The 13,386-nt window shown below is 49.6% G+C and carries 13 protein-coding genes; all 13 read right to left on the bottom strand.

Translation table 11 applies throughout. The annotated features are described in order from the left end of the window. Positions 1–56: 56 nt before the first annotated feature. The 13 genes from BUE76_RS03430 to nrfD all read right to left on the bottom strand — a co-directional run bounded on the left by BUE76_RS03430 (position 57) and on the right by nrfD (position 13,364). Positions 57–1,562, bottom strand: coding sequence for a GH3 auxin-responsive promoter family protein (locus tag BUE76_RS03430; protein ID WP_073045454.1), 1,506 nt, complete (start codon positions 1,560–1,562; stop codon positions 57–59). Between the two features lie 166 nt (positions 1,563–1,728). Next, positions 1,729–2,265: a DUF420 domain-containing protein gene (locus BUE76_RS03425; protein ID WP_073045434.1), complete on the bottom strand. Its 537-nt coding sequence runs from the start codon at positions 2,263–2,265 to the stop codon at positions 1,729–1,731. Next, the gene (locus BUE76_RS03420; RefSeq protein ID WP_073045431.1) at positions 2,262–3,062 is read right to left on the bottom strand and encodes an SCO family protein; all 801 of its coding nucleotides are present in this window, start codon (positions 3,060–3,062) and stop codon (positions 2,262–2,264) included. The genes BUE76_RS03425 and BUE76_RS03420 overlap by 4 nt, the downstream gene beginning before the upstream one ends. 258 nt (positions 3,063–3,320) lie before the next feature. Continuing rightward, positions 3,321–3,758, bottom strand: a complete 438-nt coding sequence (locus tag BUE76_RS03415; RefSeq protein WP_073045429.1) for a cytochrome C oxidase subunit IV family protein — start codon at positions 3,756–3,758, stop codon at positions 3,321–3,323. 24 nt (positions 3,759–3,782) lie between these two features. After that, on the bottom strand, positions 3,783–4,655 hold the full coding sequence (locus BUE76_RS03410) for a cytochrome c oxidase subunit 3 (protein WP_073045427.1): 873 nt from the start codon (positions 4,653–4,655) through the stop codon (positions 3,783–3,785). 67 nt (positions 4,656–4,722) lie between these two features. Beyond that, entirely contained in the window at positions 4,723–5,283 is a 561-nt protein-coding gene (locus tag BUE76_RS03405; RefSeq protein ID WP_073045425.1) for a cytochrome c oxidase subunit 3, read from the bottom strand. A gap of 22 nt (positions 5,284–5,305) precedes the next feature. Beyond that, positions 5,306–6,238 carry a heme o synthase gene (gene cyoE / locus BUE76_RS03400; RefSeq protein WP_073045423.1) on the bottom strand — a complete coding sequence of 311 codons (933 nt, stop codon included), beginning with the start codon at positions 6,236–6,238 and terminating at the stop codon, positions 5,306–5,308. A 62-nt stretch (positions 6,239–6,300) separates the two neighbouring features. After that, on the bottom strand, positions 6,301–8,124 hold the full coding sequence (locus tag BUE76_RS03395; protein WP_073045421.1) for a cytochrome c oxidase subunit I: 1,824 nt from the start codon (positions 8,122–8,124) through the stop codon (positions 6,301–6,303). A gap of 30 nt (positions 8,125–8,154) precedes the next feature. Beyond that, positions 8,155–9,228, bottom strand: coding sequence for a cytochrome c oxidase subunit II (locus tag BUE76_RS03390; protein ID WP_073045419.1), 1,074 nt, complete (start codon positions 9,226–9,228; stop codon positions 8,155–8,157). A gap of 37 nt (positions 9,229–9,265) precedes the next feature. Further along, positions 9,266–10,492, bottom strand: coding sequence for a quinol:cytochrome C oxidoreductase (locus BUE76_RS03385; RefSeq protein WP_073045417.1), 1,227 nt, complete (start codon positions 10,490–10,492; stop codon positions 9,266–9,268). 25 nt (positions 10,493–10,517) lie between these two features. Beyond that, complete coding sequence (locus BUE76_RS03380) at positions 10,518–11,204, bottom strand: c-type cytochrome (protein WP_073045415.1); 687 nt, start codon at positions 11,202–11,204, stop codon at positions 10,518–10,520. Between the two features lie 20 nt (positions 11,205–11,224). Next, positions 11,225–11,815 carry a DUF3341 domain-containing protein gene (locus BUE76_RS03375; RefSeq protein WP_073045413.1) on the bottom strand — a complete coding sequence of 197 codons (591 nt, stop codon included), beginning with the start codon at positions 11,813–11,815 and terminating at the stop codon, positions 11,225–11,227. Between the two features lie 106 nt (positions 11,816–11,921). Continuing rightward, positions 11,922–13,364 carry an NrfD/PsrC family molybdoenzyme membrane anchor subunit gene (gene nrfD, locus BUE76_RS03370; protein WP_073045411.1) on the bottom strand — a complete coding sequence of 481 codons (1,443 nt, stop codon included), beginning with the start codon at positions 13,362–13,364 and terminating at the stop codon, positions 11,922–11,924. Positions 13,365–13,386: the final 22 nt, after the last annotated feature.

Genomic DNA, 13,386 nt, shown 5'->3' with positions numbered 1-13,386 from the left:
TCACCAATCACCAATCACCAATCACCAATCACCAATCACCAATCACCAATCACCAATCACCTATTCCCCAATATCTCCTCCAACACCTTCCTGTCATTCGCCAACCTTGGCACCTTATGTTGGCCACCCAACTTTCCTTTTGAAGCCAGCCAATCAGTAAAAGTATTTGTAGGCAACACATGCACTACCGGCATGCGCAGGGCGATATCCTTGTGGCGCTTGGCTTCGTAGTCGCTGTTGATGCTGCGCAGGTGGCCGTCCATTGCGGCAACAAATGCTTCCAGGTTTTCTGGCAGCTTGTCAAATTCAATCAGCCACTCGTGGGCGCCATTGCCTTCATCTGAAAAATAAAGCGGTGCTGCGGTGTAATCGTTTACAATGGCCCCTGTTGCTTTACAGGCAGCGGCAATAGCGGCATCCGTATTATCAATGATCACCTCTTCGCCAAAGGCATTGATGAAATGCTTGATGCGGCCCGATACCTTGATGCGGTAGGGCGCAAGGGAAATAAACTGGATGGTATCGCCAATCAGGTAACGCCAAAGTCCTCCATTGGTAGTGATCACCGGTGCATAATTCTTACCCAATTCCACTTCCTCCAACAGTATGGTTTGGCCATCTTCCTTACCCCACTCATCGGCAGGCAGAAACTCGTAGAAGATGCCATGTTCGCACATCAGCAACATGCCATCGGCACCCAGTTCATCCTGTGCGGCAAAGAAACCTTCAGATGCATTGTACATCTCGAGGTAGTTGATGGGTGCGCCAATGAGTTTTTCGAACTGCGCTTTGTATGGCACAAAGCTTACCCCGCCATGCAGGTACAATTCGAGGCTGGGCCAAACTTCCTTGATGTTTTGCTTGCCTGTTATTTCCAGTATTCTTTTGAGCAATACAATCAACCAGGTGGGCACCCCGGCCATCGAGGTTACATTTTCGTTGATGGTGCTTTGCGCCAGCGCCTCTATCTTTTCTTCCCATTCATCCATAAGCGCGATGGACAAATCAGGCGTGCGGATCCAGTTGCTCCAGAAAGGAGAATTCTGCAGGATCACCGCACTCAAATCGCCATACTGCACTTCTTCGTTTACCTGGTTTATTTGGTGTGAGCCACCAATCACCAGGCTCTTGCCTGTAAGCAAATCACTATCGGGATGCGATGCATAATAAAATGACAGTACATCCTTGGAGGCTTTGTAGTGGTTGTCGGCAAGGCTCTCTTCCGATACAGGTATGAACTTGCTTTTGTCGGATGTAGTGCCGCTGCTTTTAGCATACCATTTCACCGGCGTATTCCACAACACGTTCTCCTCCCCTTCCATCATGCGTTCAATAAAAGGCTTGAGATCGTTATACTCACTAATGGGTACGGTCTTCTTGTAATCGGCAATGGATTGGATGGCGGAGAAACGGTGCTGCCGGCCAAACTCCGTATACTGGCCGGCAGCCAGCAAGTCCTGCCACACATTGTGCTGCGCCGATAAGGGATCGGTTATCCACTGTTCGGCCGACCAGAGGCGCATCCGGGCAAATCTTGATATGGCAGGGCTAAGGAGCTTCATGCGGTGTGGCAAGATAGGGAAAACATGTTTTGGGTTTCTTGTTTTTGGTTTTTCGTTTTTTGTTCCTGGATCCAAACAAAGATGCCGGCTACACAATGCAGCCGGCATCAAATTGTAGGTTTTTGCTTTGCTAATAACTCAAAACAAAAAACCAAAAACAATAAACTTAATAATACGGGCTGATCAGCAGGTACACTACCGGCCCCGTTACCGCCACATAAAACCAAATGGGCCAGGTGATCTTTGCCAGCTTGCGGTGCGCCACATTTTCACCAATCAGTGCACGGTATGCTGTAAACAGGATAAAGGGCAAGATGATGGCTGCCAGGATAATATGGGTGATCAGGATAAAGTAGTAGATATACCGGATGGCGTCTTCGCCGCCAAAGCGGGTATCGCCTGCCAGCAGGTGGTGGGCAATATAAAATACCAGGAACACCAGCGACAGCAGGATGGCAGCCATCATAGTACGTCTGTGCCGCTCATACTGGCCCTTTTTAGCCGATATCAGGCCTAAAACCAACAGGAAGGCCACAACAGAATTGATCACGGCATTTATGGCCGCAAAAACGTGTACATCGAAGCCGAGGTCCACTTCCAGTTTTACCCGGCCAAGGATTACAACAACGGCAAATACCACAAAAGATACCGCCCAGATCAGGCCTTTGGCAAGGCCATCATTTTTTTGAATAACGAAACTCATAGATTTTTTCTTTTAAGCAGGAATACTAACAAAGCAACGGCGGCAATGGTTACAAGGGCTACAATGGCCAACAGTTCAAACTTCCCGGCAAATACGCTTTTGCGTTTGGGGTCCTTTTCGAGGTAGAGGTAAACAATGTCTTTTGCCAGTTGCTCTACCGCGGTGCTATCCAGACCATGGTAGTAGCCACGGATGTTGCGGTTGCGGTCCAGCAGCACCAGGTAATCGGTATGGAAAAAAGAAGTATCTATGCCTTTACCATCCACCAGGCCCAACTTCATTTCATTAATAGACAGATCGTAGATCTGCTTTTTGTCACCGGTCACCAGCCACCAGTTCTCAGGATTTACCTGAAAACGGTCGGCCCAGTGTTTCAGGTTATGTACACTATCGCGTTCCGGATCCACCGAGAAGGAGATGAAATGCATGAAGTCGGCAAAGCGGTTGCCTACTTTTTCCGAGCTCTTGATATTATCCTGTAAAAGCTTGATGTTCCTGGTAAGCCTGGGACAGATAGTTGGGCAACGGGTAAAAAAGAAATTGGCCACCACCACCTTATTTTCCAACCCGGCCCAGCTCACCTGCTGGCCCAGTTGGTTGGTGAGTTTAAAATCGGGCACTTTGTGCCATACGGTATCCGTAACTACTTTACCTTTTACTTCTTTGGTTACCACCGTATCAAAGATGTAGTGCCGCGGCATCGGCGCAGCATCGGTACTGACGTTCTTTACTATCAGGTAGCAGATCAGGGGTATGACTACTGTGATGAGTATTCCAAAAGCAGCTTTCTTATTCAAACCGGTGATTTGTAGGATTTATAAAGGATTGATAGGAGGCTCTGAACCACCACAACTATTTACGTGCATTTTGCTCGCACTAAGCTTCTGGCTTTAAACAACAAATGATTGGAGCATGGTAAACAAATGAAGGAAAATAAGGTGCGGAAACTATCCTCGAAATCCTTCCTTAATCCTGTCCATCACCGGTCATAAAAAAACCATCGCCGCAAAGGTAATGCGGCGATGGTTGTAGAAATTGACAATATTGGTTAAACCTTAGTCGAGCGGCTTGATGGTGGTATCGGCCGAACGCACTTCGCGGTTCAGTTGCTCTTTAGATTGCGAGCCAAAGTAAGTGTCGTAGCGGTTGCGGCGGGTACGGTAGGTGTTGCCATCATAAAGGAAGGCGCCGATAAACCATACGAACAACAGCAGGGGCACTACAATGGTCATGATCATGTTGCGGATCTCATCGCCCAGGTGCATGAAGATGCTTACAATATAGAAGGCTTTTGCCAGCGACAGGATTACTACCACACCTTTGATAAAGAGGTGCATCCAATCAGGCATATTCACAGCATACATCAGCAGACCCAAACCCAGTTCGATAACGGTGATACCGAGCAGGAGCCAGAATGTTTTCCAGATGCGGCCGGTTCCCTCAGAGGGTTCGTGGTGGAAGGTTACTTCCTGTAATTCGTTATTGTGGTCCATTTGTATAATGCGTTTAAGAGTTGATTAGATTAGATAGAAACAAAGGAATACGAATACCCACACCAGATCTACAAAGTGCCAGTACAAACCAGCCTTTTCAACCATCAGGTAGTGACCACGACGCTCAAACACACCCTGCTGTGCCATCACCAGCATTACCAGGTTGATGATCACACCGGAGAATACGTGGAAACCGTGGAAACCGGTGATACCAAAGAAGAAACCACCAAAGGCTACGGGGCCTTGCTCACGTACATGCAGTTCGGCAGTGTTGACCATGGCGCGGAGCTTATCGTCGCTCATGGCAGCCAGTTGCTCAAGGTGCATTTCGTGATTTTCCATGTGCACCAGTTTCACCAGTGTTTCATGGGGTGTATTCTTGAGGGCATCGGCTACCATAGCCCCTTCAATAGGGTTACCCCAGGGATTGGTGCGAACGGTAGTACCAATTACATCCAGTTTGTTTTGTACCAGTACTGCGTGCTCACCGGTAATAAGGTGGGTCCACTCCCATGCCTGGCAGGCAAGGAACGCAAAGCCGCCGAGTACGGTCCAGGTAAGCCACTTAACGGTTTCCTTCTTGTTGTTGTGGTGGCCGGCATGTACTGCCAGTACCATGGTAACCGAGCTCACGATCAGGATAAAGGTCATCAGCGATACAAACGCAAGCGGCAGGTTGGCATGGCCAGCGCCGGGAAATGCGTTGAACACTGCGTTGGGATCGGGCCAGTAGTTCTGCGAGAAACGGATGGTACCATAAGCGATCAGGAATGCGCCAAAAGTAAAAGCGTCACTCATCAGGAAGTACCACATCATCAGTTTCCCGTACTCCATGTTGAAGGGGCTCTTACCACCACTCCACCAGTTTGTTTTTGTTGCTACAGCAGTTGTTGCCATGATTTTAAAGACAGTTTCTGTTTTTCCGTTTCTGCACTCGTCCTTTACTTCAGCGCAAATAGACGAATTATTTTACTATGATAAGAAAGATGAACAAATAGATCCACAAAACATCAACAAAGTGCCAGTAGGTACTCATGATCTCTACGGGTACCGAACTGTAGCTTTGTGTGCGGCCAACAAAAGCCCTTGTTATCACCACAATCAGGGCAACAATGCCACCCAGCACATGCAAGCCATGCAGGCCAGCGATGATATAAAGAAATTGTCCGGCACCAGAACCCTGGAAGGTTACGCCATTGTCCCACATCCAATTAAAGCCTACCCACTGCAGCCAGATAAAGGCAATACCGAGTACACCGGTTATGGCCATCAGCAAACGGTAGCGGCTCATCTCCCTTTGTTTAAAAGAACGAAGCGCCCATTGAATGGTGAGGCTGCTCAGCAGGATTACCACAGTGGAATAATAAAACTCCACGGGTGTTTCCACCACTTCCCAGTTGGCCTGGTTGCTTTTCACGATATACGCACTTGTAAGGCCGGCAAACATCATTACAATGCTGGCCAGGGCTACCCAAAGGGTAAACTTGTGGGGGTGAACCCCTCTTTTTTTGCCTTCCAAAACCATATCCTCCGTGCTTTTGTTTTGCTTATACTTTATCCAACAACAGGGCCAATAACACTACCGGCAAATGCAGGTAAGAGCTGAACATAACCCTGCGTGCCGCCTTTACATCCATCTCGCGGTACAACCGGAAACACTGAAATACCAGGAATAAATTGGTGATCAGCACCACGTACAGGCTGGTAATGCCCGACATGTTGATGTAATAAGGCAAGATGCCGATGGGCACCAGCAGCAAGGCATACACAATGGTTTGCAATGCCGTGAACTTGGTTGGACCCAAATCGCTCGGTAAAAGCTTGAACCCTGCGGTGCTATAATCGCGGTGCGCAACCCAGGCAATGGCCCAGAAATGCGGAAACTGCCACAGGAACTGTAATCCAAAGAGCACCCAACCTCCCAGGTTGGTATAGCTTTCGCCAGCCACCAGCACTTCTTCCCAGGGGTAAAAAGCATTGGTACCGGCCACCCAGCCGATTAAGCAGGGCAGTGCTCCGGGAAAAGCGCCTACAAATACCGCGATAGCGCTTTGACGCTTGAGCGGCGTGTAGATGAATGCATACAATACCAGACTGAATGCACCCAAAGCAGCACTTAACCAGTTGAAGAAGAACCCGAGTATCAGCACCCCTACTATGCCGGTAACAATGGCGAAAGTCCAGCCATGTTGCACCGTCATCCTGCCCGAAGCTACCGGCCTGGAAGCGGTTCGCTTCATCACCGCATCCGTGTCTTTTTCCACCACCTGGTTGATGGTGTTGGCCGAGCCGGTTACCAGCATACCGCCTACAAAAAGCAATACAATCTGCCACCAGTCGAAGAGCACGTTGGGCGCCAGCAAGTAACTGATCACGCTAGAGAAGACCACCATGATGCTCAATGAAGGCTTCATCAACTGCAGGTAATCCTTGATCAGCGATGGCTTAGCAGGGATTGCCTGTTGCGTGGTCTCACTCACTATTCGTCCTTGTATTTATTTGATGGGCACAACAGCACGATTGTACTGCTGTGCCTTCTTGTTTAGTGTTTAGTTTCGTTCGGGCTCACCGGCTCAGTTTGGGGGATGAACTCACGTCCATCTTTACTGTAGTCGTATGCCCAACGGTGTACTTCAGGAATCTCACCTACCCAGTTGCCATGACCAGGCCTGATGGGGGTGGTCCACTCCAGGGTGTTGGCACCATAAGGGTTCATCGAACGCACTTTACGGCCTTTCCAGATAGAGTAGAAGAAGTTGAAGATAAAGAGCAGCTGTACGGCAAATACCACGATGGTTACAATTGATATGAACTTGTTCAACTCACCAAATTGGTTGAAAGAAGTCCAGCCGCGGAAGTCCATGTAACGGCGGGGAACACCTGCCAGACCCATATAGTGCATGGGCCAGAAGATCAGGTATGCACCGATCAGGGTACCCCAGAAGTGGATATAACCCAGTGTGCTGTTCATGTAGCGGCCATACATTTTGGGGAACCAGTGGTAAACACCGCAGAACATACCAAAGAAGGCAGCTACACCCATCACGATGTGGAAGTGCGCAATTACAAAATAAGTATCGTGGATATGGATATCGATGGTAGAGTTACCCAGGAAGATACCGGTAAGACCACCAGAGATAAACATGCTCACAAAACCGATGGCGAAGAGCATCTGCGGGTTGAGTCGCAGGTTACCACGCCAGATGGTCGTGATCCAGTTGAACACCTTGATTGCCGAAGGAATGGCGATCAGGAGCGTCAGCAGTACAAAGAAGGATCCCAAGAAGGGGCTCATACCACTCACAAACATGTGGTGCGCCCATACCAGGAAGGCCAGGATGGCAATTGCGAACAAGGAACCAACCATCGCCATGTAACCGAAGATGGGCTTGCGGGCATTTACCGACATTACCTCGGATACCAGACCCATCGCAGGCAGGATGATGATGTATACTTCGGGGTGACCCAGGAACCAGAACAAGTGCTGGTACAGGATTGCCGAACCACCTTCGTTAGGCATGATCTGACCTTTTACATAGATATCGCTCAGGTAGAACGAAGTACCCAGGTTTCGGTCGAACAACAGCAGGATGGCACCCGACAGCAGAACGGGGAAAGACAATACACCCAGGATGGCTGTAAAGAACAGCGCCCACATGGTCAAAGGCATACGCGTCATGCTCATACCCTTGGTACGCATGTTCAGGATGGTAGCGATATAGTTCAGACCACCCAGCAGCGAGGACACGATGAACATTGCCATTGACAACAGCCACAGGTCCATACCCACTTTCGAACCTTCAGAAGCTTGTCCGAGGGCGCTCAGCGGGGGATAAGATGTCCAACCACCGGAAGCGGGACCTGTTTGTACAAACAGCGAAGACATCATGATCACGCTGGCGATAAAGAAGAACCAGTAGCTCAGCATGTTCATCAGGGGCGACGCCATATCGCGTGCACCTACCTGTAGTGGAATGAGTAAGTTGGCAAAGGTACCCGACAGACCACCGGTCAACACGAAGAATACCAGGATGGTACCGTGCATGGTGATGAGGGCATAGTAAAACTCGGGCTTGATCTGGCCACCTTCAGCCCAACGGCCGAAGAATGTTTCCAGGATCTCGAAGCTCTGGTCGGGGTAACCCAACTGAAGGCGGAACAGTACCGACATCAAACCACCCACTACCGCCCAGATCATACCTGAGATCAGGAATTGCTTGGCGATGGTTTTGTGGTCCTGGCTGAAAATGTATTTGGTAATAAACGTTTCCTTGTGGTGGCCGTGACCATGGTCATGCTCCACGTGGTGTCCATCGTGTGTTACGTGAACCTCCGGGCGAACAGTGTTATTGCTTTCCTGATTCATGTCTTCTTATTTTAGGAAACTCGTTTCAATTTATTTAGCAAACTCCTTAGGCTGGCCATTCGATACAGAAGTGTTTACCGTATCGGTGGCGTTGGCCATTGTGCCGGTAGGGGGCGCCGGAGCAACTGCTGCCTTTGCAGCTGCATACTGAGGCGTTTTACCTGCCAGCCAGCGATCGTACTCTTCCTGTGTTTCCACTACTACCGTACCCCTCATCGACCAGTGACCGGAACCGCACATCTGGTCGCAGGAAATTTCGTAGTTGAAATCAGGACCGTACTTCTCCTTCATTTCCTTGGTGGTGAACTTGGGCGTAAACCACATGGTAGTAGGAATACCGGGAACAGCGTCCATCTTCATACGGAAGTGTACCAAGCCCACGTCGTGAATAACGTCTTTAGCACCGATGATCAGTTTAACAGGCTTGCCCACTACGATGTGCATTTCCTGGCTTACATAGATATCATCGTGGTTATCCTTGTCCTCCCAGATCTGGCCCAAGGGGTTGGAGTTGGCCTCGTCGATATTCTTGTAATACTTCTTACCCAGCTTGCCGTCACGACCTGGATAACGGAATTCCCAGCCAAATTGTTTACCGGTTACCTCAACAATCTGTGCATTTTTTGGTGCCTCACCGGTAATCTGGAACCAGTAGTACAATCCAAAACCTACCAGGATGGTGAGGGTAATGGCAGGGATTACAGTCCAGATCAATTCCAGCTTGTTGTTGTGTGGGAAGTAGAAAGCTTTTCGGTTTTCTTTTTCCTGGTATTTATAACCAAACCAAAACAGGAGGGCTTGTGTAATTACAAATACAATACCTGTAATGGCCAGGGTAATGTACAACATGGTGTCGATGCGCTCGCCGTGATCGGAAGCAGCTTCCCCCAGGATTCTTCCCTTAAGGATATCGTTGCAATACCACACACCAAACAATCCCAGTACCAGGAAGGCCAGCAACAGGAAGGCGTTGATGCGGTTGTTCTCTCTCCGGGTGCGCTCTTCACCCCGCAGTACGGCTACGTATTCGCTAGCCTTTGCAATCTGGAAGGTGATGATAAAACCCAGAATTAGTGCGATAATGATCCAAGTATTAGATGACATACGTACTTCTGTTATTTCTGTTTATACCGCAATTGGATTAAGTGTGGTGAATGATACTTTCTTTGAGGAAAGGATGGTTCTTGGCCACCAGGGGATGCTTCGCCAGCGAACGGGCGGTAACATACATGATGATACCAACGAAACCAATACCGATTCCCATATCCACCAACATAAATGGAACATGGTCGCCGCTGATGCTGGGGAATACCATTTGGTAGAAATCCAGCCAGTGGCCAAAGATGATCAGCACCGCCATAATGGTGATGGTACCGTAGTTGCGCTTGGCACCACGCTTCATCAGGATGAGCAGGGGAGCCAGGAAGTTGATCACCAGGTTGAGCAGGAAGATACCGCGGTACACACCCTGCATGCGGGGCTTGAAGTATACGGTTTCTTCAGGGATGTTGGCATACCAGATCAGCATAAACTGGCTGTACCACAGGTAAGTCCAGAAGATGGAGAAAGCGAACATGAACTTGCCCATATCGTGCAGGTGCTCGCGGTTGGTATATTCCAGATAACCGTTGTTTTTCAGGTACACCACGAAAATGGTGATGAGCGCCAAACCCGCAACCCAGCTGGATGCAAATGTGTACCAGCTATACATAGTAGAATACCAGTGTGCATCGATGGACATCAGCCACAACCAGGGGGTTGTAGACAGCGCAGTAAGACCGAACAGCGCTGCATAGGCACCAGCCCATACGGTGTTTTTGAAAATATAGCGTTTGCCTTCTTCAATGCTCATGGGTGCAGCATCACTCTGACGGCTCAACTGGCGCAGCTTGCGGCCCAGAAACCACCAGCCACCAATGGTAATGATGCTCCAAACAGTGAAAAAAGTCTTGTTCAGGAAACCCTTTTTGTGCAACAGGGTTTCGTCTTCCATTACATGGTGTTCATCGGTCCAATGGTAAATGGTGTGGTTGCCACCAAAAACAATTACCATCAGGATGAGGAAAGTGATGATACCCAGTACCGGCACTACCGTGGAGATGGCCTCGGGAACGCGGCGGAAGGTCATCTGCCAGCCACCCCATGCCAGGGTGGTAGCGCAGATAAAAAACATGGAAGCATTAACTACCAACAGGAAGTACACGCTGTTCTGAAGCAGGGATGCCCAGAAACGTGCCTGCTCGTGCTCGTCGTTGCTTAAGCCGTGGCTGAATAATAAGATCAATACCGATACAATACCTACACCCATCAAAGCCAGTGATATGGTATTATAACGCTTGGGAATTACAAATTGGTCTCTGCTTGCCATTATGTATTGTTGAAAAACTTGCTAATTATTTAGTACCCATTTGCGCTGCTGCCTGGTTCTCCGGGGCACCGGCACCTGTTGTTGCGGTGTCTTTAATTGGCGCCTGTACTGCACCGCCACCTTGTTTGGTGCGGATGTAGTTGATGATCCACCAGCGCTGCTCGGGGTGTACCTGGCTTGCATAAGATCCCATCAGGCCTTTACCATAAGTAATGGCATGGTACATCTCACCGTCTGCCAGTCCTTTGCTGTAATCATCCAGCAGGTTGCGGGGGGCGGCAGGATAAGGACCATCGCCACCTTTCCACAGGGGGCCGTTGCCATCCAGCTTGGTGCCGTGGCAGATGCCGCAGTTTACCAGGTAGAGGCGCTCGGTTTCTTTCATCTGGGCATCGCTCATTTTGAAATCCGCGAGCGGGTTGGGGTAAGAGGCAGCCATCGCCTTTCCGCTATCCGTTGCGGGGAAGTCGAAAGTGCTGGGCATGGCACCACGGGCTACGGTTCCTTTTACAGGCGCCGCGTTGTAGTTGATGCCCCGATCTTTAAGGGTTTGGTAATCACCAATATTGTTGTAGCCGTAAGTTTCATAAGCACGGCTGTAATACATATCGGGCATGTAGGCGCGACCGGGATCGTTACCTTCTGCGCCACCACAGCTAACCAGGGTGGCGGCCATTGCCCAAATACCTGTTGCTATCAGCAATTTTTTCATCTTATTCTTCTTACGGTTTATTACAATGCAGTTTGAGGGTCGGTGGACAGCAGTTGCTGTCTTTTGTCGTAGCGGCCAATCCACCAGCCGGTTTCTTTTTCTGTCAACACCACATCCTGAGCACCCAGGCTGGTCAGGAAGGATTGCGCTTCCGCAACATTGGTGCGGTCGGTAACCTCAATGGCCATCACAAAAGTGTCATCGGTTGCGCGCAGGTTGAAGTGGTCCTTTTTTACAAACGGCGCCAGCTGGCACAGGTAGCAAAAGGTGAGTACCATGCCCACTGCCGCAAACAATACGGTCAACTCGAACATGATGGGAATCCATGCGGGCAGCGAAAAGAACGGTTTACCACCTACGTTCAGCGGCCAGTCGGTTGTGAATGCCCAGGTGATGAACGAAAAGGCTACCGATGTACCGGTGATGCCGTAGATAAAACCTGCAGTGTGCAGGCTGGTATCGCGCAGACCCATTGCCGTATCCAATCCGTGGATGGGAAAAGGCGTGTATACGTCATGAATTTTATAACCTGATTTGCGTACAGCTTTCACAGCGGGGAACAGCACCTGCTCATCGTAAAAACTGCCTACAACAAATTTTTTGATAGCCATAATGGAGCTTTTAGCTTTTGGCGGTTAGCGGTTAGCTAATCCTGTTTTATCCTTTCAATTATCTTTTAAGTTGGCCAACAGCTAAAAGCTAATGGCCAACAGCTTTTTAGTGAGCGTGTGCGTGTGCAAACTCCTCTACCTTTTCTTCTTCCACTACATCCATCTTCTGCTTGTAGTTGTCGCCGTTCTTCTTCAGGATATGCTTGATCTCGGCGATGGCAATTACAGGGAAGAACTTAGAGAACAGGAAGTAGCAGGTAAAGAACAAACCAAACGTACCCAGGTAGAAACCGATCTCCCATATAGTGGGGGTATAGTAAGTAGACCAGCTGGAGGGCAGGTAATCGCGGTACAACGAAGTAACGATGATCACGAAACGCTCGAACCACATACCCACGTTCACCAGGATGGACATAAAGAAGGTAACGGTGAGATTGCGGCGCATTTTCTTAAACCAGAAGATCTGGGGAGAGATTACGTTACAACCCATCATCAGCCAGTAGCTCCAGCCATAGGGTGAGAACAGGTTTACACGGTTTTCTTTGAAAGCAAACCACTCGTAACCTACGTGCGAGTACCAGGCCATGAACAGCTCGGTGAGGTAAGCGATACCTACGATGGAACCGGTAAGTACAATTACCTTGTTCATAACTTCGATGTGTTCGGTGGTGATGTACTCCTGCAGCCCCAGTACGCGACGGGTGATCAGCAGCAGGGTTTGCACCATGGCGAAACCGGAGAATACCGCACCGGCAACGAAGTAAGGCGGGAAGATGGTGGTGTGCCAGCCGGGGATTACCGAAGTGGCAAAGTCAAAAGATACAATGGTGTGTACCGACAGTACGAGGGGAGTTGACAAACCCGCCAGTACCAGCGAAAGTGCTTCGTGGCGCTGCCAGTGCTTGGTAGAACCCGTCCAGCCAAAAGCCGCTGCACCATAGAAGCGCTTGCGCCATTTTTCCTTGGCACGGTCGCGGAGGGTAGCCATATCAGGCAGCAGACCTGCGTACCAGAACAGCAGCGATACGGTGAAATAAGTAGAGATCGCAAATACGTCCCACAACAGCGGCGAGTCGAAGTTTACCCACAAAGGGCCGCGGGTGTTGGGATAAGGCAGTACGAAGAATGCATTCCATACACGACCCATGTGGAAGATGGGGAACTGGCCCGCACACATTACCGCAAAGATCGTCATCGCTTCCGCGGCGCGGTTTACACCGGTACGCCAGCCCTGGCGGAACAGCAGGAGGATCGCGGAGATCAGGGTACCTGCGTGACCGATACCTACCCACCATACGAAGTTGGTGATATCCCAACCCCAGCCGATGGTCTTGTTAAGGTTCCACTGACCGGTACCGTAAACTACTTCTACGTACACCGACAACACACCAAACATCAGCAGTGCCACGGAGATGATAAAACCAATCCACCACAGTTTGGATGGTTTGGCTTCCACCGGGCGGCAGATATCCTCAGTTACCTGGTGGTAATCTTTGTTGCCCTCTACGATGGGTGGTCTTACCTGCGATTCGTATTTAAGTAATGCCATATGATTTAGCTTTTAGCTTTAA

The sequence above is a fragment of the Cnuella takakiae genome (assembly GCF_001953305.1).
GTDB lineage: Bacteria > Bacteroidota > Bacteroidia > Chitinophagales > Chitinophagaceae > Flavisolibacter > Flavisolibacter takakiae.
The sequence above is the reverse complement of the archived record's forward strand: the minus strand, read 5'-3'. Positions and strand labels throughout refer to the sequence as shown.